This window comes from Acidobacteriota bacterium (assembly GCA_028875575.1).
Classification (GTDB): domain Bacteria; phylum Acidobacteriota; class Terriglobia; order Versatilivoradales; family Versatilivoraceae; genus Versatilivorator.
This window is the reverse complement of record JAPPDF010000055.1, coordinates 40,703-64,240: the sequence shown is the minus strand read 5'-3', so window position 1 is coordinate 64,240 and position 23,538 is coordinate 40,703. Positions and strand designations below refer to the sequence as shown.

Genomic DNA, 23,538 nt, shown 5'->3' with positions numbered 1-23,538 from the left:
TCATGATTTCCGATTCGGTGGTCTTCGCCCCCTCGACCGTCGGCGCTCAGGCCTCGGCATGCTTGCGGGCGATGGCGGCGATCCGTGGCCGGTCCTCGGGAAGCACGTCCCTGGCCGGTGGCCGGACCGGACCGCCGGCCCGACCCAAGGCTTCCAGGGCCACCTTGATCCCGCTCACGTGGTAGCCGGGACTGAGGCCTCTGACCCGGGCCATGGGCTGTATCCGCGTCCGGAGAACCTCCTGCATGCGCTCGACCTCTCCCAGTTTCCCCTGCTTGCAAAACTCTCTGCAGGCCTGAGGGACGAAGGTGGCCACGGCCGAGGTGTTGCCTCGGGCTCCGGCCGGCAAGGCCTTGACGGCGTGCCCTTCACCGCGGGCGATCCAGACCAGCCGGTCGGAGACCAGGGCTCCCAGTTCCTGTCCCATGGCGATGTCGCTGCTGGAATCCTCGAACCCGAGGACATTGGGAAGCTCGGACAGGCGTTTCAGGACCCTGGGCCAATACTTCTCCTTGCCAGTGGGGAAATTGTGCCCCGAAACCGTGGCCAGCACCACCCCGATGTCGATCGATTGCGCCACCTCGGTGAAATACCGAATGGTGCCCTGGTCGTATCCGGGAATCCAGTTCCAGTAGGGAGGTGCGAACAGCAGGATGGCGTCGGCTCCGGCTTCCTGGGCGTTGCGGGCCATGATCCTGGCCATGCGGTAGCCGCCGCAAGCCCCCACCACCACCGGCAGCTTGCCCCCGGCGCCCCTGGCCGCAGCCTCCGCCATGGCCCGGTGCTCCTTCAGGTCCAGGGAGAAGATCTCCCCCATGCCGCCCCCGACCACGATGGTCGTGTCCTGGATCCCGGCATCGGCGTGGTGGGCGATATTGCGGCGAAGCCCCTCGGCGTTGAGGCTGCCGTCGGGATGAAAGGGAGTCACCATGAAGCAATGGACGCCCTGGATGCGCTCGCGAAGGCGGTCCATGTCTAGGCGGTTGGGGGAACGCGCCCGGGCCAGGCCGCCGGCCGGAGTATTCAACGCTGCCGCTCCGGCAATCAGGCCCACCTTCCTGAGAAGCGCTCTGCGGCTGGAGCCGGGCATCGTCGGGCCTCCTCCCACCTTCACATCAACTCTGGTGTTGACAGCATGTTACCACCGCAGGGGCAAGGCGCACAATGACGTCCGCGGGTACGATTTTCGTGATTCAGGGGATGGAATGCGCAGGGTCTCGGAACCCGGAATGGCAGGTCGTTGCCCGATGATGTGTGTCCGGGGGACTCGGCCCCTACGAGTTCACCTACCGGAGCCGTTGCGATCAGGGCAGGAGCTTCAGAAGTCCGACGATGGCAACGATGGTTGCCCCCTGCATGAGCCACATGTGCTTGTACAGGTCGGCCTTCAGTCCGACAATGTCCTGTTTGAGCTCGGTCCGAAGATCGGCGGTGTCCTGCTTCAGCTCGGTCCGAAGTTCAGCAATCTCACGTTGGAACTCGGTCCGAAGTTCAATAATCTCACGTTGGAACTCGGACCGAAGTTCGGCGATGTGCTGCTTCAGCTCGGACCGAAGTTCGGCGATCTCCTGCTTCAGCTCGGTCCGAAGTTCGGCGATGTCCTGCTTCAGCTCGGTCCGAAGTTCGGCGATGTCCTGTTTCAGCTCGGTCCGAAGTTCGGCGATGTCCTGTTTCAGCTCGGACCGAACGTCAACAATGTCCTGCTTCAGTTCGGACCGATGAGCGGTGATGTCCTGCTTCAGCTCGGAACTGAATTCGGCAAAGTCATTTTTGTCCGCTAGATCCGACATGTCGGGAATCGCTTCTGCCGCCGCTCTGGCTTTTTCCTCTGACGCCCCTGCATCGACAAGCGCCTGATATACCTCCGTGACCATGATGCTCATGAGGTCTCCCTCTCCTTTCACTGGCTCCTACGGCTCTCGGCTGAGGTTCCACCTGCGCACTGTTCAACCTGTTTGCCGGCTGAACGGAAACCGCGGGTCCCGAATTGTCTGCAGGGCTGGAAGCGGTCCTGGACAAAGGACCACCCCACAAACGGTCCGTGTGGAGAGGGAGTCTTCGAGAACATCGCCAGTATAGTTGCGCGATCCCGTTGGCGCAAGCCTTGCCGTCCCTCCCGAGGCCGGTAAAACGCCTGGTGCTGATCCCGATCTCTCTGCATCGGGTATGATGGCCGGCGCACCCATGCCCGGCTCCTGCCGGAACCTCGACAACCAGCGGAATCAGCCCAATCCAGGAGAATCCCATGCGGCCGTCCGAAGCCAACAGATTGCCCAACCTCTTCCGCCTGACCCTCGGCTTGCTGCTGCTCGGATGGCCCCTGTACGGGGCTGAATCCGAAGAGCCGGCAAAACTACGGGTCAACCCTGAACGGCTCCAGAAGCGCATCGAGCGAATGGCCCGCATCGGAGGGAGTCCTCAGGGAGTAACCCGCCTGGCGTTCACCGAGGCCGATCTCAGCGGCCGGGCCTACGTGATCCGGCTCATGCAGGAAGCTGGCCTGGAAGTCGGCATCGACGAGGCCGGCAACCTGTCGGGACGCCTGCCGGGCGGTTCTCCCGAACTCGCCCCTATCGTGCTGGGGTCGCACATCGACACCGTGCCTCTGTCCGGGGCCTTCGACGGCGTGCTGGGAGTGATGGCGGCCATCGAGTGCGTCCAGGTGCTGGAGGAGCATGGAATTCGGACCCGACACCCGCTGGAAGTCATCGTCTTCGCCAACGAAGAGGGAGGCTTGACCGGCAGCCGCGCCCTGTCGGGCCGGCTCAACGCCCAGGCCCTGGAGGAATCCAGCCGCAGCGGCATGTCCGTCCGGCAGGGGATTGCAGCCCTCGGTGGCGATGCCGACCGAATTTCCGGGGCCATCCGCCCCCCTGGAGAGGTGAAGGCCTACCTGGAATTGCACATCGAGCAGGGAGGCAGCCTGGAGTCGGAGGGGACAGACATCGGCATTGTGGAGGGATTCGTAGGCATCCGCTGGTGGGACGTGACCGTGACGGGTTTTGCCAACCACGCCGGCACCACTCCCATGAACGCCCGCCGGGACGCCCTGCTGGCGGCCGCCAGGCTGGTGATCGCGGTCAACCGGGCCGCCACGAGCCTGCCCGGCAGACAGGTGGCCACGGTGGGGCGCATCAGGGCCGAGCCGGGAGCGCCCAACGTCATTCCCGGACGGGTGGAGCTCAGCCTGGAGCTGCGCGATCTCGCCAAACCCAAGCTGGAGCGACTCTTTCAGGAAATCCGGCGCCGGGCGCGACTCATCGGTCAGGAGACAGGCACCGAGATCGAGTTCACGGAAATCGACATCGGGGTGGAGCCGACCCTGACCGACCCGAACCTGCAGGAGGTGATCCGGCAAACGGCCCAGGCCCTGGACCTGAGCTACGCCCGGCTGCCCAGCGGGGCCGCCCACGACGCCCAGAATATGGCCAGCATTGCTCCCTCGGCCCTGATCTTCGTTCCCAGCGTGGGTGGAATCAGCCACTCGCCACAGGAATACACCAGGCCGCGGGACGTCGCCAACGGCGCCAACCTGCTGCTGCAAACGCTGATCCGGCTGGACCGGCAGGCAAATCCCTGACCGGTCCGGGCGAGCGTTCCCGAATCGTGTCTGAAACAATGGGAAAAGAGTTATCCACGAAGGAGCACGAAGGACGACGAAGGGCCACCAAGAGGTTGGAGAAGGCTCCGGAAGGATCTGCCAAGGGGCATGAAAAGGGCAAAAATCAATCCGCCAGAGACTCCAAGGGGTTGGCGGAAACTCGAATCATTCAAGTGTCATTTGTGTTCATTCGTGTCCACTTGTGGTTCGTCTTTATTGGCAGTCGGCCGTTTTCCCTCGCATGATCCGCACGGCACGGCGTAGGCGGGCCTTTTCGGAATCTTTCCGGGCTCGGCTGGATTGACCGTGTCTCTTCGACCATATAAAGGGGACCCCAGCCGGCCGGCTACCCGGGGGTTTCCGTGTGCAGGTCCCATCCCCCCAGCTCCCAAACCCTTACGTTGGTGGGTCGGAAGGGAGGCTGGCCCGAAGCCATCCAGTCAGACACCTCTTCCCGGTGTCCCAGCCGCAGAACATTGCGCACTCTGTGGGTCCCGTCCCAGAAGAAGAGGTTCTCCACGCCGGCCTCGTAGAGCTGGTGTGCCTTGCGGTATTGAGCCTCCTTCGTCAGGAACCGCGGCATCATGTTCAGGGCCACCCGGGTTCGGGTGCCCTTGACCAGAGAGACAAACCACTCCACATCCTCTGGGTCCTCCCAGCTGGGTTCTCCGTCCCATGTATTTGGGCCAACCTTGTTTCCATAGGCTCCTATCCGCTCGACCGAGGAATAGGGGACGATCACATCCACCAGACCCTCCTTCACCCAGGTGTCCAGGTCCATCCCGAAAAACAGGTTTTCTTCGCCATTGGAAACCACGGTCGTGATCTCAAAGGGCTTTTCCCGCTTCAGTTCCAGAGCCACCTGATCCAGCTCGGCCCGCAGTTCTCTCATGAACTGGGTCAGGAACCGTGAGCGGTAGCGCATGAGGCGAGGATCATTCTCCGGAAGCTGGCGCGGGTCCAGGCCGTATTCCTTCTGAAACCCGTCAACCACCGGCGCCTCGTAGGCCACCAGCGGTGGGCGGCGATTGTAGAGAACCGCCACTCCGTCGATTGGATTTTCCGTGGCCACTTCACGAAAGAGCGACAACACATAGCGCCGCGTCTCGGGGAAGGCATAGGAGACGCGGGGCATGGGCTTGCCCTCGCGATTCACACAGACCAATTCCGGGTGCTGTTCATAAAAGCTGACGCCCGGAAGGGTCGGACCATAGTTGTCCGGGTAAATGAAGCCCCCGGGACGGTAGGAGGCATGGAACTCTATTCCCACCTGGCGGGCGTACTCGGCAGCCACCAGAAAGGGGTCCACCCCGTTCCGGTGGTAGGCCTTCCAGCTCTCGGCCCACCAGCGGCCGTGGGGGCTGGTAAAGAAGGGACGGCCCCCTGCCGCCTGGGTCAAATCCAGCGAGTGGTCGCGGGCGATCTTGGAGAAACGCTTGGCGCGGTCGCCGGTGCCGAACTCCCAGTAGACCCGGGCCACGTCGGAATGCCGCAACGGTTCCAGTTGATCCCGGATTTCCTGCTCGGTTCCGCTGCGGTTGATCACTCCGGCGTCGTTATGGATGAACAGTCTCTTGGTGTCCTTGCGACGCCGGTCAGTCCGGATGGAGCGCACCTGCTTCTGGGTGAGGGGCACCAGCTTGATGTAGGCGACCCAGGCGTGCACCGCCATGGGCTCGGTAATCTGTTTGAAGACGATGTCCCTGCCAGTGAGGTCGGCTTCCTTCCAGAAGATATCATCGATGAAATGCTCCTGATGGTCCTTGGCTCCCTCGAGCCCCGTCAGGGTGCCGAAGGCCTGGTCGTCGCTCAGGCGGACCCGAACCCGTCTGGGGCCGGTGAACGGTTCGCGGTAGATTCCGATGTAGATCCGGTGCCACCCTTCCCGCTGCAGCGGATAGGTGATTTCAGGTGGCCGGTTGTCCTCGGCGGCCACCAGCAGGTTGCCACTGAAGGAATCGGTGGCGTAGGAGAGCAACCGCCAAGTGCCATGTTTCCATTCACTGGCCAGGGCGGAAGCCGGCCGGCACTTCTCCAGGTCGGTCAGATAGATGGCGCTGGCCTCTGAATCCGCGTCGGAAATACCGGAAGCGGATTGCTCTCCGGGAGGAGGCGCCACCGAACAGCCCATCCAGAAGATGGCCACTGAAAGGAAGAGGACTGCCAGCCACCCGAACGGTTTCTGATATCTCATCCGTATCTTCTTCATGTTCATGAACCTCAGGCCTCCGGGGCTCTCATGTCGGCCAGCATCTCGTCGGTGATGTTTTTTCCCAGGACAAACTGTTTGCGGTCGGCGTACCAGAAGACTCGGCGGCCGTCCCTCTCCGTCAGGCTGGCGTACATGGCCAGCCACCAGAGCCGGGTCGTTCCAGCGGTCACCTTCTGCGTGTCGAAGAGAAACTTGGGCTCGCTGAACCACAGAGGCTGTTCCGCCCGGGGGCGAAATTCTCCCACCGTAATGTAGACGGGCCTGCGAGCGTCCATGTCCCAGGGACCGGTGGCCCCGTCCCGGTAGCCGGAGTGATTGTGGAAGAAGAAAAGGTAACGGCCGTCTGCCAGGCGGTAGAGGGGCTCGGGCGACTTCGGATGCTCGACCTTGGCGCCGTTGTCTCGAAAGCGCATGGGTTGGGTGGGGCGCCAACTGTGGCCGTGGTCATCGGAAACGGTGTACCAGATATAGCCGGTCACTGTCCTCATGGTGGTGAACAATCGCCCGTCCGGCAGAAGCACCAGACCCGGCTCCTGGGCCAGGCTGTAGCCGCGGGAGTGCTCGGGTTCGATGTTGGGTGAAACTCGAACGGTCCCGGCCTCGTCCGGCAGCCAGGTGATTTTCAGATCCCTGGGATGGGGGCCCTCATCCACATTCTCGAAGCGCATGAACTCGATGCCGCTGTCGCCGTGGTTGCGATTGCCCCCGATGGGCCGGGGATAGGCCATGGGGCTGCTCCACCGGGTGAATCCCACGAGCATGCGATCCTTGGCATCCCGAATGGGCTGCTGCCAGACGATACCCGTGGGGTGGACTTTGGGATCGGGATGGTCGAAACGGGTCCGCCGCCAAGGGATGTCCACGCCGCTGGCGACCCAGGTGTGGCCATCGTCATCCGAGTACTTGACCCGCAGGGGCGAGGAATAGAGACCTCCGTCGCCGTATCCCAGGTGCTGGTTGTAAAGGCAGTACATTCTTCCCGAGCGGCTGATCAGGGGAAATCCCAGCGAAGGAACCATGTTCTTGTACTTGGACTCGTCAATGGCAAGAGTCGGGGACCAGGTCTTTCCACCATCCCGGCTGCGCGAGCAAACCACTCTGAGGTCGGGGGAACTCTCATGGGAGCCCTGGGTCCACATGCACATGAGATCGCCCCCAGGCGTGTAAAAGACGTGAATGTGGTCGGAATACTCGTCCCTTTCCCCCGGAGCCTTCTGCAGATAGACGGCATAGTCGGGGGTGGTCCGTTTCCAGTCGTCGGTGTAGCAGTTCCCGTTGGGCATCTTCGATTCCTCTCCCTTCGATGTCGGAGCTCCCGGCCTTGGAGCCGAGGTGGCCTCCTGTCGGTGAATCAGCCACCTAATCTATTCGATGTTTCGGGACAACTCAAAGAGAAAAGCGCGCCCCCGAACGACGTTCCTCGAACTTGGTTGGATGAGAGTCATTCGATCACCCTCTCGACCCGATTCGTCTCCAATTGGTCGGCCATTCACGGCTCCCTTTTTGAGATTGACTCTATCCGGGGTTGAATATATGTTTCCGGTCTTGCAGACGGGGAGATCCCCCCAGACAACCCAGCGAGGAATCCACCATGAGTCCCGATCAACCTCTGAAATACGGCATGTTCCTGATGCCTATCCACAACCCGGACAAGCCCAAGGCCCAGTGCTACGACGAAGACCTGGAGCTGATCGGCCGTTGCGAGGAATGGGGATACGAGGAGTTCTGGGTGGGCGAGCACCACACCTCAAGCTACGAAAACATCGTCATGCCGGAGATCTTTCTGGCCAAGGCCTTTACCCTGACCGAGAGGATTCGCCTGGGACCGGCCCCTATCTGTCTTCAATACCACCACCCGGCCCAGGTAGCCGGGCGCCTGGCCTTTCTGGACCACCTCTGCAAGGGACGGCTCAATCTGTGCTTTGGTCCGGGCGCGGTTCCGTCCGACCTGGAAGTCCATAACGTCGAGCCCAAGAACAGCGGGGCCATGGTTGCCGAGTCCATCGACATGATCCTGAAACTCTGGGCCGAAGAGCCGCCCCGGGAGATGACGGGCAGGTTCTGGGACTACCGTCTGAAGGAAAGTATTTCGGCGGAGCTTGGCACCGGAGTGGTTCACCGGCCCTACCAACTTCCCCATCCCCCCATCGCAGTGCCCTGCATGAGCCGTGGTTCGGGAACGGTAAAGATGGCCGGCGCTCACGGCTTCCAGCCCTTCAGCCACCATATGCTCCACAGAGAGGTTCTGAAGGATCACTGGATCACCTACAGCCAGGCTGCCGAACGGGCCGGGCGAACTCCGCGGCCGCAAGACTGGAAGGTCTCGCTCAATGTCTTCGTGGCCGACTCCACGGCGGAAGCCAAGCGCCTGGCGCGCGAAAATACCTTGGGACGGACCATTGAATATATCCTGACCTTCACGCGGAAGTTCGCGGGCGAGCTGAAGCTGTTCCGGCGAGACCCGGAGATGGACGACGCCGATTGCAACCTCGACTACTTCATGAACGAGGTCGTTGTTGCGGGCGATCCCGACGAAGTGACCCGCCGAATCGTTGAGCTCCGCCAGGAGGTGGGACCGTTCGGCACGCTGGCGCTGGTGGCCCACGACTGGGATGACAAGGAGCGGCATCTCCACAGCCTGGAGCTGTTCGCTTCCGAGGTCATGCCTGCCCTTCAGCGCCAACTCTCTCCAAATCCGGTTGCCACCGGGTGATGGGGCGACGCCGGCGCCCTGGTCATTCCTTTTCGAAACCCATTGACCGGTTTCTACGTCCTAATGCAAAGCGAGGGGCATCCCAACGGCCGCTCAAGAAAGGGTGGCGGTGGGCGAACCCCTGGCGTATAATCGACCCTTGTTTGAACAACTTCCGTCGGTGCAATTTTTCTGGCCGCGGCCCCGGTTCCGTAGCCGCGACCGCGCCCCAGCCCCGAGGAGACGACCCTGGAGGTTCCCATGAGAAAGCATTGGAAATTCTTTCTGGCCTGTGGCCTGGTACTGACCTTTGCGGCTCTGGCTGAGCCGCCGGAAGCCCTGGCTCAAAGAGGCACCGTCGAAGGAGTCGTCACGCTCGACGGTCAACCCGTTAGAGACGCCGTTATCCAGTTCGAGAACCTGGGGCGGGCCGGAAAGCCCATCAAGGCCAAGACCAACAAGAAGGGGCGCTTCAACCGCTACTTCATTCCCATCGGGCGTTACAAGGTCTCGGTGCACATCGACAACGACAAGGTCTGGGAGAACGTCGTCGATGTCTGCAGCCCCGGATCCCAGTGTCTGGGAGGGAAGGAAACTCGCGTCATGCCTCCCATTGCTCTTCGCACCTCCAAAGGAGGAGGGGGGGGTAACCAGGCTGCTTACGCCAAGTTGAATCAGGAGTTTCAGCAGGGGCGGGACCTGTTCATGAAGAAGAACTTCACCATGGCCGCCCTGTCCTTCCAAAGGGCCGCCAAGATGGACCCGGATCAGCACGTGATTCACGCCTTTCTGGGCGACACCTACCGGCAGATGAGAAAGTACGACCAGGCTGTCGGCAGCTACCGGAACGCTCTCACCGCTCTTTCAAAGAAGTCCAACCCCGACTCCGAGGTGGCTTACCGGAGAAGCATGGCTTCAGCCTTGGCCATGGCCGGCAAGGGCACCGAGGCCTACGCGGCGGTCGAGAGGATTGCCGAGCTGGCGCCGGAAAGACTGTCCGATGCCTACTTCAGAATCGCGGCGGCTTTCGTGCGGACCGGCAAGTCCGCCGAGGCGGTGGAGGCCTTCAGGAAATCCCTCGAGGCCAACCCCAAGAACGCCGAGGCCCAGTACCAATTGGCTGTCACCCTGGTCAGCATGGCCACGGTCACCGACGATGGCCAGCAGATCCCTGCTCCCGGCACCCTGGAGGCCTATCAGAGGTATCTGGAGATCGCTCCCACCGGGTCTCACGCGCTGGAGGCCAAGACCATGATCGCGGCCTTTTCCAAAAAGGTGAAAACCACCTTCTCGGCGGCCGAGGAGAGAAAGAAGAACCAGTAGAACGGATTCCGCCCTGGCCCATCAGGCAGGGAGACGGATCGGCGCCGATTGCTAACGAGGATCCGGCCTGGCCAGACACCACTTGACGGCATTCCGCATCAGGCGCTGGAACATGGGATGATCCAGGGATTCCCGGGTATGGCCGTTGGCCAGGTGGCAGAGGCGCCCCTGGCCGGTTTGGTAGGCCCAGCCGGCTGCGGCCACCTTGCCCTGATCGGAGCGATTCTTCAGCAGCAAACCCACCTTTTGCGATTCGTATGAGGGCGTGTGCTGCTCGTCGGCTACGAAAAAGTCCCTCACACCCCGCGTAACCGGGTGTTCCGCATCCACCACCTCCACGCCAAATCTCTCCAGCGGCCCATGACCCTGATAACGCCCTCCCACCAGGTCGAGGTAGGGGCCCTCGGGATAGAGTCCCATGGAGTTGTGCAGGTTCAGAAATCCCCCTCCGGCCTCCACGAATTCCACCACCGCTTTCTGCTGCTCCATGGTCATCCACTGGCGGTAGGGACGGTCATACCCCTCCGGCCACAGCATGCCGTCCTTCAAGATCACCAGCAGCTGGACCCGAGCCAGGTTTTGGGCTGACAGCGCCCGGAAGTCGACGGCAAAGTGGGGGGTCACCCCGGTCGCCTCGAAGACCGGTTTCAACCCCTCCTGGATGTGCTCCGGCTCATGAAACCGGTCGCCGATCAGGACCAGGGCCTGAGGACCCTCGCCTTTTCCGGGGGGACCCTTCCGTCCGAAGGGAGCCACGGGGACCGTCTGTTCCCGGAACAGGTGATCGATGTCTTCGGCGGCCGGCTCTCCGTATGGCACCCAGGGAAAGTAGGAAGCAGGCAGCAGGATCCCCTTGCGGATCTCTTCCAACGGAAGGCCCAGGCAGATCCCATAAGCCACCTGGCGGCGCAACTCGGCCAGATAGCCCATCTGGCGCCCCAGTAGATCTCCGCCCTCCCAGCTGCCGTAGCCCGGAACCACCCGCTTGGCCCCAAGCTGCTTCAGTTTTCGAAGCGTAGCCATCCAGGCCAGGGTGTCCCGGCCCGACAGATCGGCCCGAGGACCGTGGATGACCATCCGGCCCGCAAACAGGATCCGCTCTCGCGGCAGGAAGAAGGCTACCGCCGGGGTTTTCCGGCCGTCGTCGCAGGGGATCGCTTCGATGAGCCGCGGCCCCTTGCCCAACGAGATTGTTCTCCGAGCCTCGGAAACCTCGACCACTCCAACGCCGCGCGCCTTGAGCGCTTGCAGCCTCTCGTCTTGAGGATTCGGTTTGCTGGTCAGCAACAACGAGCGGATTGGCTTGGAGGCAGTTCGGGAAACCGCCTCCAGGAACGCTTCCACTCCGATCCCATGCGGCAGATCGATCAGCACCGTGCGATCCTCCAACTCGATCCAACCGCAGTTGGCGGAACCGTAGCGGTCGGCGAAGCCGGCCAAGTGGACACCGGGCGCGATCTGCTGCACAAAATCGAGGGCTCGGGCCGATCCGCCTCCCGCGGCCACAAAAAGACACCCGATCAATGGACCGAATCTAACCATCGATCATTCCTGTACTCGCCTGGGCCTGCCCGCCAGGTTACGACTCCCAAACTACGGCCGGGAGGAGTCATTCCAGGCCGCAGACCGTGATATGCTACAAGCCGCCGACATTGATCGCATCCCAAGGAGACACCCCATGGCATCGGACACCGGAAACAGGCTGAAATGGCCGCTGATCGTCGCCGCAATCGTGGTCGTGCTGCGGATCGTTCTGGAACAACTGGGCGCCCCCGATTCGATCAACAACCTGCTGGGGGTCGCCTGGCTGCACTTTCTGGTGCCCTTCTACCTCGCCTACCAGATCCAGTCGTCCCAAAGCGATCGGCCCTACCGAGCGCTGTTCAAGGGCCTCGTCCTCTACACCCTCTACACCCGGCTGATGGTGCTGGTGACCTACTGGATGGCCTACCTCTGGCAGTGGCAATCCCCCCGCTTCCTCCTGGCTCGGGGAGGCAACGTGGGCGAGGGAATAGGCCCCTTTCAGGCCTATTTGGTGATTCCGGGGCGCAACCTGGTAGTCTGGGTCGTGATGGCCATGGTCGCTGGAATGGTACTGGGCTCCATCCTGCTCCTCATCAAGGGGCGCGGCAACCGGAACGCGGGCGCTGACGCAAGCTGATGGGCCCCGCCGTGAGGGCCGCCAACGCTGCCAACGTGGAAAAGACCGGTGGCATCAGGTCAGGTGCGCTCCCTGGGTCTCCACGTAGACGGCGTAGAGGGACTGACTCCCTGTCATGAACAGCCGGTTGCGCTTGGTTCCCCCGAAGCAGACGTTGGAACAGATCTCCGGCAGCCGGATCAAGCCGATGCGGTCGCCGTCAGGGGCGAAGATGTGCACCCCGTCGTAACCGTCCCCCACCCAACCGGCGCTGGCCCAGACGTTGCCGTCGGTATCGGCCCGGATGCCGTCGGCGAAACCGGTCTTGCCTTCAAGCTCCATGGAAGCGAACTCTCGCCCGTTTCGCAGATATCTCTGATCCACCACGTCCCAGACCTTGATGTTCTTGGGTGCGTCCGGATAGTGCGAGGCCCCGGTGTCGGCCACGTAGAGTTTCTTGTAATCGGGAGAAAAGCAGAGCCCGTTGGGCTTGTAGATGTCGTCCGCCACCTTTTCCAGTGTGCCCTGCTGCGGGTCGACCCGGTAGATCGCCTCCTTCTGGTAAGGCTGTAGGGATCCCGTGTCGGCCCGGTTCCCCTCGTAGTTCATGAGGCTGCCGTATCCGGGATCGGTAAACCAGACGGCCCCGTCTTCGGGATGGACCACGGCATCGTTGGGAGCGTTGAGCGACTTGCCTCCATGGGAGTCGGCCAGTACCGTGATTCCTCCGTTGAACTCGTAGCGCACCACCCTGCGGTTGCCGTGCTCGCAGGCGATCTGCCGGCCCTGAAAATCAAAGGTGTTCCCGTTGGAGTTCCCCGAGGGGAAGCGAAACCGACGGGCCACGTGGCCGTCTTCCTCCAACCAGCGAAGCTGCTCGTTGTTGGGAATGTCGCTCCATAGCAGGTAGCGGCCGACGCCGTTCCAGGCCGGCCCTTCGGCCCACAGGGTCCCGCGGTGCAGGCGCAGAATGGGTGAATTGCCCAGCTTGTACCTGAAGCGCTTGTCGAGAGCCACCACGTCCGGCTCCGGATAACGTACCGGCTCCGCCTCAGGACCGAAATTTCGGCCAAAGGCCTCCGAGGTCATGGCGGTGACGGCTGCGATTTTCCCTGCCGCCCGCAGAAATTCCCGGCGCTCCATGGGCCTGTTTTTTGCTACATTGGATTCGTGTCTCATGACCAATGGGACCTCCTTATTGTGTTGAATGAACCGTCTCCCGCCACCGGCAGCCTGCTTCCGGATACAATTTCCCAGCCGTCCGGTTGCCGCTCCAAAAAGCTCGCGATGCCGGATGCACAACCGGCCCGGACCGTGTCGAGAGTTTAAGGAGTAACTTCCCAAACCACCAGACAAAAAGAATGCCTCTCATTCCGCATTACTCCCCGAAGGATTCGCCGGCCGGACTGCTCCGCGAGCTGAAGCCGATGGTTTCCCTGTCGGTCCCGGTGGTCATGACCGAGTTGGGCTGGATGACCATGAGCCTGGTGGACACCATGATGGTAGGACGGCTGAGTGCGGAAGCCATAGGGGCCGTGAGCATCGGCACGGCGGTTTTCCTGGCGGCCACCATCCTGGGAATGGGCCTGTCGCTGGGGTTGGACACCCTGGTGTCGCAAGCCCACGGAGCCAATCAATGGCGGGAATGCCAGGGATGGCTGGTGCACGGTATTCACCTCAGCCTTCTGCTCAGCCCCCTCATGATGTTCGTTCTCTGGGGAAGCCTGCCCTACCTGGACCTGTGGGGCTTCCACCCCGAGGTGCTGGCGCTCACGCTGCCCTACCTGAAGGCGGTAAGCTGGGGCATTTTCCCCCTGATGCTCTACAACACCTTTCGTCGCTATCTGCAGGGAATCGAGCGAGTCCAGGGGATCATGGTGGTGCTGGTCACCGCCAACATGGTGAACGTCGCCTCCAACTGGGTACTCATATTCGGCAAACTGGGGTTCCCAGCCATGGGAGTCGAGGGCGCGGGCTGGGCCACCTGCATCTCGCGCGTCTACATGGCGCTCGGCCTGGGGATGCTCATCTTCCGCTACCACCGCCGACAGCGGACACCCCTGCTGGGAATTTCCTTCAAGCCCGACCTGGACAGAATGCGCCGCCTGGTGAACCTGGGTCTTCCGGCATCGCTGCAGACCACCCTGGAGGTCGGGGTCTTCGCCGCCGTGACCTCGCTGGCAGGCAAGCTGGAGCCGGCAGCGGTGGCCGCCCACCAGATCGCGCTGAACGCGGCCGGCTTCGTGTTCATGGTTCCGCTGGGGGTCTCCTCGGCCGGAGCGGTGCGGGTGGGCCGGGAAATCGGTCGAGGAGACCTGCAGCGGGCGGCCGATTCGGGGTGGATGGCCCTACTCCTTGGAAGCGGCTTCATGCTGGTGTCCGGCCTGCTTTTTGTCCTGCTGCCTGAAGGAATCATGCGCCTCTTTACCGTGGACGCGCAGGTGATTGCCATCGGAACGCCCCTGCTGCTGATCGCTGCGGCCTTCATGTTTTTCGACGGCATTCAGGTGGTGGCCACCGGGAATTTGAGAGGCGCCGCAGACACCAGGACGCCCATGGTGGTCAATCTGATCGGACACTGGCCGTTCGGCATGGTACTGGGCTATTTACTCTGTTTTCATTTCAATTGGGGGGTTCAGGGCCTGTGGGTCGGACTGTCGGCCGGACTGATCGGCATCGGGGCGGTGCTGCTGGCGGTCTGGATCCGCAAGTCCGGAGAGCTCAGGGAGGGCCGCACGGCCGCGCTGCCTTGACACCGCTCCCGCACGGGCGGTGTCTCCAAAACCGGTGGCGGATGCCGTTCGACAAGCGATACACTAGACGGGGAGGAGGATCCCCGATGCGGACAGCTGCATGGCTTGGATTGGGATTGGTGGCCTTGACTCCCGTCAGCCCGGAACGGGCTCGGGCAACCGAGCCGCAGACGGAGGCGAAGCACGGCCGTTCCAATCCGAACATTCCTTCCGGCATCGTCCCCGGTGTCCGGCGCCCTGCCGGAATGGTCCCGCTGAAAGTCGTGCCGGAGAAGCAGAAAAGACCCATCCCCTTCTATGCCAGGCTGCGGGCGGAGGTGGACCGACCCTTTCTGACCCGGAGTGAGGGCAAACTCTATCTCGGTTTCCACCTGGACCCACTCTACGCCGTCCACTGGAACAACCGGGTCAAGCCGCTGGAATTCCGGCTGGAGACTGCCGAGGGAGTCCGGGTCACGCCCAGCCGCGGGACTGGCCCCAAGGTGAAACAACCTGCCGACAAGGACCCCCGGGAGTTCCTGCTGGACATCGCCACCAGCGGACAGAGCCGGCCCTTGCGCCTTACCGTGCGCTACTTCGCCTGCGATGACGCCGACACCTTCTGCATTCCGGTCACCCAGAGGTACACGGTGCACCTGGAGCCGGCCCCCGGAGGGAACGTCACCGGTAAAAGCAGCGGATCACTCCGCCGTTGAGAGGGGGTCGTCGAGGCAACACCTGATGCGGTGGGGAAACGCCGGACCGATTGCGGGGAACGGTATTTTCTCGAACATCGATGCACAGCATGCACAGGATTGACGGGAGGGAAGATTGCTGCACAGGGTGTCGACCGGCGAAATGGTTTGACGCGGGTTTGCTGATGCCCGGGACTAGGGCACTGCAAGCTCCCAAAACCAATTCCTGTATATCCTGTGCATCGATGTTAATTGTCCCTGTAGATCAAATGACGGCGGCCTACCAGGCTATCTGCCCGTAGTGGTAGCGCCACGACAACCCCGGGGAGATGGGATTCTTGTCTTTCCCTGGTCCTTCGTGTCCCTTCGTGGATTTCTCTTTCCCCTGACTTGTCGGTCTGAAGCACGCCTCTCCAGAATATCCGGGATTTGATTGCCATCCGAGACGGAAACGATTAGCATCCTGCCTGCGAGACGCGCCGATTACCGGGCGGACTTCGCCATCAGCCATCCGCCGCTCCAGCGGCCAGCACCCCACGACCCGCGCTCGACCCCTTGGAACAAGCCTTTCAATCCTTTCTGTCCGAAATCCATTGGAGCCTGCTGACCGGAGTGATTCTGGGCAGCCTGCTCATTCTGGGAAAGGCAGCCGACTGGCTGATCTCCGCGGCCGTCAGCCTGTCGGAGCGCTCGAACATTCCGAAGGTGGTGATCGGGGCCACCATCGTGAGCCTGGGAACAACCATGCCGGAGGTGGCCGTCTCGGTTCTGGCCGCCGTTCGGGGGCAATCAAGCCTGGCTTTGGGAAACGCCGTCGGCTCCATCATCTGCAACACCGGTCTGATTCTGGGGCTGTCCTGCATGCTGGACCCGCCCAGGATCGCCCGGAAGATCGTCATGCGGCAGAACGCCATCCAGTTGGCCGCGGTCATCCTGCTGGTTCTGGCCTCCTTCCCCTGGCCTTCGGCAGGCGATGCCTTCACCGGTGGTGGCCAAGTCACCCGATTCGTGGCCGTCGCCTTTCTGCTGGCCCTTGCCGGTTATGTCTGGCAATCGGTCCGCTGGGCCCGGGAGAGAAACCCGGTGTCGGGAGAGGGTCAGGAAAGCGAAACGGACTCGATTGGGGTGATTGTCGCCAGGCTGGTGGGATCGGTTGCGCTGGTGGTGGTGTCGGCCCGCATTCTCCTGCCCGCGGTCACCGAGTCCGCCGTCCGACTGGAAGTTCCGGAGAGCGTGATCGCAGCCACTCTGGTGGCTTTCGGCACGTCCCTGCCGGAGCTGGTGGTCGCCACCACGGCAGCCGTGCGGGGTCACGGAGAGTTGGCGCTGGGCAACGTGATCGGAGCCAATATCCTCAACGTCCTGTTCGTGGTAGGAGCCGCGGGGGCGGTCACGCGCGGGGGTCTGAGCGCCGATCCCATGTTCTTTATACTTCTGTTCCCGACCATGCTGCTATTGATGCTGATCCTGAGGATCGGACTCCTCCCGGGCCAGGACCGGCTGGGCCGCTCCCATGGAGTGGTCATGCTGGCCATTTATGTCGTGTATACGGTGGTCAGCTATATTCTGGACGGCACTTAGGATGGATCGGTCGTCCCGATCGGATCCATCGGATCCAATAGGGAGACTCCTTCCCGGCAGGTTGTCGCCGGCGGCAGTTTCAATCCCAACTACCGCTTGGCGATGTCGGTCTCCTCACAGGTGATGAACTCGAGCAAGGCCGGATGTCCTTCCCGGGTTGCGGCTATTCCACGTTGCAGGGCAGCCTGCACCGCCTCCGGGTCCTCGACCCGCTCGGCGTAAGCCCCCAGCCCCCGGGCCACCTGGCTGTAGTTTCCCGAAAGAAACTTGGCGCGACCCTCGATGGCGGCCTTGGGGATGTACTGTTCGTAGCCGCCCATGGCCGAATTGTTCAACAGCAGAACCAGGATGGGTATGTGTTCCCTCACGGCCGTCTCCAGATCCATGCCCACCATACCGAAGGCTGCATCGCCCATGAAGGTAACCACCAGCTTGTCGGGAGCGGCCAGCTTGGCCCCCATGGCAGCGCCCAGAGAAAAGCCCAGTTGGGTTGAATTTCCCCATCCCAGGTAGCCGCGAGGGGTCACCGCCTCATAGAGCGGAGCGATCTGATCTCGGGGGGAGCCGGAATCGTGGGTGACAATGGCCGAAGCCGGGTCTAACGCCTGCTTCAGTTCCCCGATGACGCGATAGGGGTTGATGGGTACCTGGGAGGATTGGAGCTTACCCGCCCAGCGGGCCTGCCAGGCGTTCCGAAGCTTTCCTATGTCGGCCTCGACCGACCGGCGCCGTTCGTCCCGCTTTCCCTTCTCCGATTGGCGGGCAATTTCCTCCAGCATTTGCTCCAGAACCAGCTTGGCGTCCCCCAGGATGGGCACGTCGGCCCGATAGGCCTTGTTCAGATCCTTCCAGTCCAGGGTGGCGTGAATGAGCACCCTGCCGTCGCCGGGAATGGCAGGCGCAAACAGGGAACGGGTCAGGCTGGAGCCGATGACCAACAGGGCGTCGCTCGACGCCAGCTGCTCTCCCACCATGTCGGTCTGGCTGTATCCGGTCGTTCCCAATGCCAGGGGATGGGTTTCGTTGAAGGCGCTCTTGCCCTGGAGCGAGGTCATCACCGGCGCAGCCAACTGCTCCGCCACCCGCTCCAGCTCCCTGGAGGCCTTGGCGTAGAAAATCCCCTGCCCTGCCCAGATGAGCGGCCGCCTGGCGGCCAGCAGCAACCGAACCGCCTCCCTGACAGCCGCGGGATCGGGACCGGTCCTGACTGCCGGCACCGGCCGGTACTCCAGGCGGCCCGGAAACTCCTCCTCGGCCACGTCTACCGGAATCTCCAGCAGCACCGGGCCGGGCCGCCCGGATCGCAAGGCGGTAAAAGCCCGGGCCATCCGGCCGGGGATGGCTGCGGCCGACGGGACCCGGTCAGCCCACTTGGTGGTGGCCCGGTAGTTCTCAAGCGAGCCGAAGGTGGGTGGAACCCCGGCCTGGTCTCGCCCGGGATGACCCGGAAGGAAGAGGATGGGGCTGGAGTCGGTATAGGCGTGGGCGATCCCGGCGAAGGCGTTTTCGGCTCCGGGACCCTGCTGCACCGTCACGATGCCGATTCGGTCCCCGCAGGCGGTCCGCGAGAAGCCGTCGGCCATGTTTCCCGCCACCCGTTCCTGGCGGGCCACGATCAGCCGAACCCCGGCCTCGGTCAAGGCCTCGAGGATCGGAGTCATTGGAAAGCAGAAGATCTGTTCCACGCCTTCGCGTTTCAAGAGCTCGGCGATCACCTGGCTGCCCAGCATATGGTCTCCTTCCTGCGAACGAACCCCGGCAAGCCGGTTCGCGCCGCCATCCCGGCCAATCGGGAACCCGTTCAGGGGTCTCTCACAAACAGAGCCCTCAAATCATAGGACACGTTGAGCGGATAGGGCATCCGCATCCCGATGGCGAAGTAGAAGCACCAGGCGTGGTCGGCCCCGGCACGAGTGGCGCTCCACACCCAGGCTCCAGTCAACTCGAAAGGCTTTCGAACGGTGCGGCGCGGCGGGTCCCAAAGCCCGTGGAGTTCCTCCAGGGTCGGCAGGCGCCAATCGCGATAGCCACCCAAATCCAGACTCTGCGCGCGGTGGACGGCATCGTGCCAGTTGAGGCGGCTTCCGTTGTCTCGTCGGCTCCAGACCAGGCCCGTGCTGCTGTCAACGACCAGATCGGTAGAATCCCCTGGAGATTGCATGGCCTGTCGCGCCCGATGCGGGATGTCCGCCCAAGGGCTGGTGTCCCGTAACACTAGAGGTTGACTGATACTTGAACCCGGTTCTGTTCCACCCAATGCCTCAACTTTCGCCAGAGCAGCGATTTCAGGAGCTGCCGGAATGCAGGTACCAGGCACAAAAAGCCCAGGATGTCTGTCAGGACTCCGGGAGTCAGCAGAACGGCGCCCGCCAGCAGGATGATCACCCCGTCAACCAGCGGGGCCGCCGGAAGCCTTCCGGCCGCCGTTTCCGCCCGTAACCGGCGTAGAACCTCCAGCCCCTGGCTGCGTGCCAGAAAGGCGCCCAGAGCCCCGGTGGCGAGGATCAGCGTCACCGTGGCCAACGTGCCTATGTGACTGCCAATCTCGATCAGGAGTACCAGTTCAATCAGGGGAAGGAGTAGGAAAAGCGCAAGAACTTTTAACATGAAACCATTATGGCACATGCGGAGCAGTTGGACTCCTCCGGCTCGGGAGATGCACATTCAAGAAATTGAAGCAGGGAGACCGAGGGACTGCCTTGGAGGATACAGCGGCCCCCGTCGCACCCACTGGCGCAACGGGGACTTCACAGGTCAACGACCTGTAGACAGGAAACGGAGCCAGGCTGGAACGCCTGCCCCGGAAGTTTGCCGTCGGGTGCAACCCTTAAGGAGCCAAGTGCTTGACTGACTTGACAGTCAGGGTCCCATCCATCACCTTGCCGGTGACTTCGACCTTGTGGCCGAGATGGCCCATCACCTTGTCGGCATTGGCGATCTTAAGGACCTTCTTGTCTCCCGTGACGAAGACGGGCGCCTGACCCCCACTGACACACCCCTTGACGCAACTGATCGACTTTTCGGAATTGTCGGCGTGAGCAGCGCCGCACCTCGCGTCGGAGACATGTCCGGTCAGGGTCTCACCCGCCAGGAATTGCCCGCCGGCCACGGCAACGGCCAGCAATAAAATCAGGACTGCCTTTTTCATAGTTCCTCCCGCTTCCCGAGCAATGTCATTGTTTCAGGGACTACAGTAGCTAAGGCTACTTCAACAACTGTTCCCTGTCAACCAGGGTGATCCCGTGCAACCGGATTTGAGGCAAAAGGCGGATCAATATGACTGAGCCACACCCATATTCCGCGTGGGACGGTCCTGCATCCAACCCAAGGGGAGTTCCTTGTGGACGCCTAATCCGGGGATAATCAGGCAAATGCGAACAACGGGCAACCACAAGGGTTGCCCCTACTCCACAATCACTTTCACAAATCCCCGTTTGCCAACCTTCAGCACCGAGGATGAGGGTTGGGAGCAATCCATCTCCGCCTTCACATCGGTGACCTTCTCCTGGTTCAGGGAAACGGCGTCCTGAGAAATCAGACGTACGGCCTGGCCCACCGAGGCGGCCAGTCCCACCCGAACCATCAACTTCGAAAGCCGCAACCGCTCCCGAGAAACCGGCAGCCTTTTCTCTTCCATTTTGTCCGGGAGCAGCCGTTGGGAATGGATGCGATGGAACTCCTCCTCGGCCCGGTCGGCGGCCTGGCGCGAATGAAACTCACGCACAATCCTCTTGGCCAGGTCCACCTTGGCGGCCTTGGGATGCAAACTGCCTTGAGCCACCTGGTTTCGGATTCGGTCCACCTCCGGCGAACTCAGCTCGGTGCAGAGTTCGTAGTAGCGATACATGAGGTCATCCGAAATCGACATGACCTTGCCGAAGATCTCCGAGGCCGGCTCCTGGATCCCGATGTAGTTTCCCAACGACTTCGACATCTTCTGCACGCCGTCCAATCCCTCCAGCAGTGGCAGCATCAGCAGCACCTGGGGGTCCTGTCCATACTCCCTCTGCAGTTCCCGCCCCACCAGCAGATTGAATTTCTGATCGGTGCCACCCATTTCCACGTCGGCCTGCAACACCACCGAGTCGTACCCTTGAATCAGGGGATAGAGGAGCTCGTGGATGGCGACCGGCTGCGACCTCTTCAAGCGCTTGCTGAAGTCGTCCCTTTCCAGCATGCGGGCCACGGTGTAGCGGGCGGCCAAGGTAAGGAACTGCTCGCTGCTGAAGGGCATCATCCAGCGGCTGTTGAAGTCGATAACGGTCTTTTCCGGATCCAGCACCTTGAAGACTTGCTGCTTGTAGGTCTCGGCATTCTCCGCCACCTCCTCCCGGGTCAAGGGCTTGCGGGTGGCGCTGCGGCCGGACGGGTCCCCGATCAGACCGGTAAAGTCGCCAATCAGGAAGATGACCGTGTGGCCCAGGTCCTGAAAACGCCTCATGCTGCGCAGCATGACCGTGTGGCCCAGATGCAGGTCCGGCGCCGTCGGATCGAAACCCGCCTTGATCCGCAACGGTATTGCGGTTTGAGCCGAGCGGACCAGCCGTTCTCGAAGCTCTTCCGGTCGAATCAGCTCGGAGACTCCCTGCTGCAGGAAGCTCAGTTGTTCCTCGATGGTCACCGTCGGGCCCTACCTTCTCCAGCCGTTTGAAACAACGCCCTGCGCCGGGTGGCGCGAATCCGGTTCAATGCCGGGCATGGGTATTTTCACAGTCAGAACCGGCGGACCACTCTTCGACCCTCCAGGCGCACTTCACCCCGGACCAGCATCCCGATCGCCTGGGGATAGAGCCGATGTTCTTCGGCCAGGATTCTCGCGGCCAGCGACTCTTCATCGTCGCTCTCCAGCACCGGCACTGCAGCCTGCAACAGAATGGGGCCGGAATCGACCCCTTCATCTACAAGGTGGACGGTGCAGCCCGAAAACTGGACGCCGTATTCCAGTGCCTGCCGCTGGGAATTCAGTCCGGGAAAGGCCGGAAGCAGGGAGGGATGGATGTTCAGGATTCGGTTGGGAAAGGCCCGGACGAACACGGGGCTGAGGATCCGCATGAACCCGGCCAGGCAGACCAGATCAACGCGGTGCCGCCTGAGCTCGTAGACCAGGCTCCGATCATAGTCCTCTCGTGGCACACCTCGGGAGGGAATCACCAGCGTCTTCAATCCCCGCCGCCGCGCCTTTTCCAGTCCGGGTGCCGAGGCCAGATTGCTTACCACCACTTCGATACGGGCCGGCAAACGCCCCCGCTTGATGCTGTCGGCAATGGCCTCGAAGTTGGAGCCGCGTCCAGAAAGCAAGATCGCAAGACGCTTCATTTAAAGCACACCCATCCTGTAGGCCAGACTGCCGTCTAAGCAGACTGCTGCCTTTCTTCGTAGCTACCGCCTGTAATAAACCCGACGCTTCCCCGAACGGATTTCGCCGATCCGGTAGAGGGGCTCCCCGCTACGGGCAAGATATTCTTCCACCTTGGACACTTCTCCGGGTGAAACGATCAATGCCATGCCGATACCCATATTGAAGGTACGCAGCATTTCGGCCTCATCGATCCGGCCCAGCTCCTGAAGAACGCCAAAGATGGGCGGCTCGGTCCAGGAGTTCAGTTGAATGTGGGCTGAGCAGCCGCCGGGCAGAATCCGGGGGAGATTATCGGTGAGTCCCCCTCCGGTGATGTGGGCCAGTCCGCTGAGCCGGCCCCGGTCCAGCAGCGGCTTCAACAGGGACAGATAGTTCCGATGAGGCTGCAACAGCACCTCTCCCAGGGGAAGCGGCAACTGGGGAAGCCTGCTGCCAACCTCATAACCGCCCACCTCGAACAACAACTTGCGCACCAGGGAGTAGCCGTTGGTGTGCAATCCGGTGGATGCCAGTCCCAGGATGGCATCTCCCGGCCGGATGCGTTGTCCGTCCAGCAGTCGCGACTGATCGACCAGTCCCACGATGAAACCGGCCAGATCGTATTCCCCGCTGGAGTAGAACCCAGGCATCTCGGCAGTTTCTCCTCCCAGCAGAGCGCATTCCGATTCCCGGCAACCGGCGGCGATCCCTTCGACGACCTTGGCGATGACCTCCGGCTCCATCCGATGGGTTGCGATGTAGTCCATGAAGAAGAGAGGCGTGGCTCCTTGAACCAGGATGTCGTTGACACAGTGAGCTACCAGATCCCTGCCCACGGTGTGGTGAACGCCGGTGGCGAAGGCAATCTTGAGCTTGGTCCCCACGCCATCGACGCTGGACACCAGAATGGGCCGAGACGTCCCCTTGCTCTTCAGGCGAAAGAGCCCACCGAAGCTGCCGATCTCGCTGGCGACCTCCGGCGTAAAGGTCTGACGGGCCAGCGCCTTGATGCGTTTCTTGGCGGCATCGGCCCGGTCGATATCCACGCCGGCGTCCCGATAGGCAAAGACGGTCTTGGCGGTCATGGGCTTGTCTGGAACAACAGAAAAGAGTTATCCACGAAGGGCCACGAAGGAAGACGAAGGGCCACGAAGAAAAACTGAAAGAAATCTGTCCCTATTCGTGTTCATTCGTGTCCGTTGGTGGTTCGTCGTTTTTCCTTGT

20 protein-coding genes are annotated in these 23,538 nt (G+C 62.2%); 7 read left to right on the top strand and 13 right to left on the bottom strand.

All coding sequences use genetic code 11. The features are described 5' to 3' along the window. Window positions 1-46: 46 nt before the first annotated feature. Window positions 47-1,090, bottom strand: coding sequence for a dihydrodipicolinate synthase family protein (locus OXI69_09050; protein MDE2666286.1), 1,044 nt, complete (start codon window positions 1,088-1,090; stop codon window positions 47-49). Window positions 1,091-1,304: 214 nt separating this feature from the next. Next, complete coding sequence (locus tag OXI69_09045; GenBank protein MDE2666285.1) at window positions 1,305-1,883, bottom strand: hypothetical protein; 579 nt, start codon at window positions 1,881-1,883, stop codon at window positions 1,305-1,307. A 362-nt stretch (window positions 1,884-2,245) separates the two neighbouring features. Here OXI69_09045 and OXI69_09040 point away from each other — a divergent pair, with 362 nt between their 5' ends. Further along, the gene (locus OXI69_09040) at window positions 2,246-3,580 is read left to right on the top strand and encodes a Zn-dependent hydrolase (GenBank protein ID MDE2666284.1); all 1,335 of its coding nucleotides are present in this window, start codon (window positions 2,246-2,248) and stop codon (window positions 3,578-3,580) included. Between the two features lie 367 nt (window positions 3,581-3,947). Here the strand turns inward: OXI69_09040 and OXI69_09035 are convergent, their stop codons facing one another. Beyond that, window positions 3,948-5,795 (bottom strand): hypothetical protein, encoded by a 1,848-nt coding sequence (locus OXI69_09035; protein ID MDE2666283.1) that lies wholly within the window; start codon window positions 5,793-5,795, stop codon window positions 3,948-3,950. A 26-nt stretch (window positions 5,796-5,821) separates the two neighbouring features. Continuing rightward, window positions 5,822-7,096, bottom strand: coding sequence for a sialidase family protein (locus OXI69_09030; GenBank protein ID MDE2666282.1), 1,275 nt, complete (start codon window positions 7,094-7,096; stop codon window positions 5,822-5,824). A 308-nt stretch (window positions 7,097-7,404) separates the two neighbouring features. Here OXI69_09030 and OXI69_09025 point away from each other — a divergent pair, with 308 nt between their 5' ends. Beyond that, window positions 7,405-8,526: an LLM class flavin-dependent oxidoreductase gene (locus OXI69_09025; GenBank protein MDE2666281.1), complete on the top strand. Its 1,122-nt coding sequence runs from the start codon at window positions 7,405-7,407 to the stop codon at window positions 8,524-8,526. Between the two features lie 240 nt (window positions 8,527-8,766). Beyond that, on the top strand, window positions 8,767-9,828 hold the full coding sequence (locus OXI69_09020) for a tetratricopeptide repeat protein (protein ID MDE2666280.1): 1,062 nt from the start codon (window positions 8,767-8,769) through the stop codon (window positions 9,826-9,828). A gap of 51 nt (window positions 9,829-9,879) precedes the next feature. Here OXI69_09020 and OXI69_09015 read toward each other — a convergent pair whose 3' ends face one another. Then, entirely contained in the window at window positions 9,880-11,370 is a 1,491-nt protein-coding gene (locus tag OXI69_09015; protein MDE2666279.1) for a ThuA domain-containing protein, read from the bottom strand. Between the two features lie 136 nt (window positions 11,371-11,506). Here OXI69_09015 and OXI69_09010 point away from each other — a divergent pair, with 136 nt between their 5' ends. Then, window positions 11,507-11,989: a hypothetical protein gene (locus OXI69_09010; GenBank protein MDE2666278.1), complete on the top strand. Its 483-nt coding sequence runs from the start codon at window positions 11,507-11,509 to the stop codon at window positions 11,987-11,989. 54 nt (window positions 11,990-12,043) lie between these two features. Here OXI69_09010 and OXI69_09005 read toward each other — a convergent pair whose 3' ends face one another. Then, window positions 12,044-13,057: an SMP-30/gluconolactonase/LRE family protein gene (locus OXI69_09005; GenBank protein ID MDE2666277.1), complete on the bottom strand. Its 1,014-nt coding sequence runs from the start codon at window positions 13,055-13,057 to the stop codon at window positions 12,044-12,046. 272 nt (window positions 13,058-13,329) lie between these two features. On the opposite strand from OXI69_09005, the gene OXI69_09000 reads away from it, so the two are divergent. The 3 genes from OXI69_09000 (at window position 13,330) to OXI69_08990 (ending at window position 16,976) form a co-directional block, all read left to right on the top strand. Continuing rightward, the gene (locus tag OXI69_09000) at window positions 13,330-14,721 is read left to right on the top strand and encodes an MATE family efflux transporter (protein ID MDE2666276.1); all 1,392 of its coding nucleotides are present in this window, start codon (window positions 13,330-13,332) and stop codon (window positions 14,719-14,721) included. An 86-nt stretch (window positions 14,722-14,807) separates the two neighbouring features. After that, window positions 14,808-15,416 carry a hypothetical protein gene (locus OXI69_08995; protein MDE2666275.1) on the top strand — a complete coding sequence of 203 codons (609 nt, stop codon included), beginning with the start codon at window positions 14,808-14,810 and terminating at the stop codon, window positions 15,414-15,416. A gap of 534 nt (window positions 15,417-15,950) precedes the next feature. Continuing rightward, entirely contained in the window at window positions 15,951-16,976 is a 1,026-nt protein-coding gene (locus OXI69_08990) for a sodium:calcium antiporter (protein ID MDE2666274.1), read from the top strand. Window positions 16,977-17,065: 89 nt separating this feature from the next. Here the strand turns inward: OXI69_08990 and OXI69_08985 are convergent, their stop codons facing one another. From OXI69_08985 to purM, 7 genes are all read right to left on the bottom strand, one after another. Next, window positions 17,066-18,706 (bottom strand): thiamine pyrophosphate-requiring protein, encoded by a 1,641-nt coding sequence (locus OXI69_08985; GenBank protein MDE2666273.1) that lies wholly within the window; start codon window positions 18,704-18,706, stop codon window positions 17,066-17,068. A gap of 71 nt (window positions 18,707-18,777) precedes the next feature. Next, window positions 18,778-19,137 carry a DUF1566 domain-containing protein gene (locus OXI69_08980; protein ID MDE2666272.1) on the bottom strand — a complete coding sequence of 120 codons (360 nt, stop codon included), beginning with the start codon at window positions 19,135-19,137 and terminating at the stop codon, window positions 18,778-18,780. 53 nt (window positions 19,138-19,190) lie between these two features. Then, window positions 19,191-19,583: an FxsA family protein gene (locus OXI69_08975; GenBank protein ID MDE2666271.1), complete on the bottom strand. Its 393-nt coding sequence runs from the start codon at window positions 19,581-19,583 to the stop codon at window positions 19,191-19,193. Between the two features lie 220 nt (window positions 19,584-19,803). After that, entirely contained in the window at window positions 19,804-20,124 is a 321-nt protein-coding gene (locus tag OXI69_08970; protein ID MDE2666270.1) for a hypothetical protein, read from the bottom strand. 255 nt (window positions 20,125-20,379) lie between these two features. Beyond that, window positions 20,380-21,597, bottom strand: a complete 1,218-nt coding sequence (gene tyrS / locus OXI69_08965; GenBank protein MDE2666269.1) for a tyrosine--tRNA ligase — start codon at window positions 21,595-21,597, stop codon at window positions 20,380-20,382. 92 nt (window positions 21,598-21,689) lie between these two features. After that, complete coding sequence (gene purN, locus OXI69_08960) at window positions 21,690-22,292, bottom strand: phosphoribosylglycinamide formyltransferase (GenBank protein MDE2666268.1); 603 nt, start codon at window positions 22,290-22,292, stop codon at window positions 21,690-21,692. A 63-nt stretch (window positions 22,293-22,355) separates the two neighbouring features. Continuing rightward, entirely contained in the window at window positions 22,356-23,399 is a 1,044-nt protein-coding gene (gene purM / locus OXI69_08955; GenBank protein MDE2666267.1) for a phosphoribosylformylglycinamidine cyclo-ligase, read from the bottom strand. Window positions 23,400-23,538 lie beyond the last annotated feature (139 nt).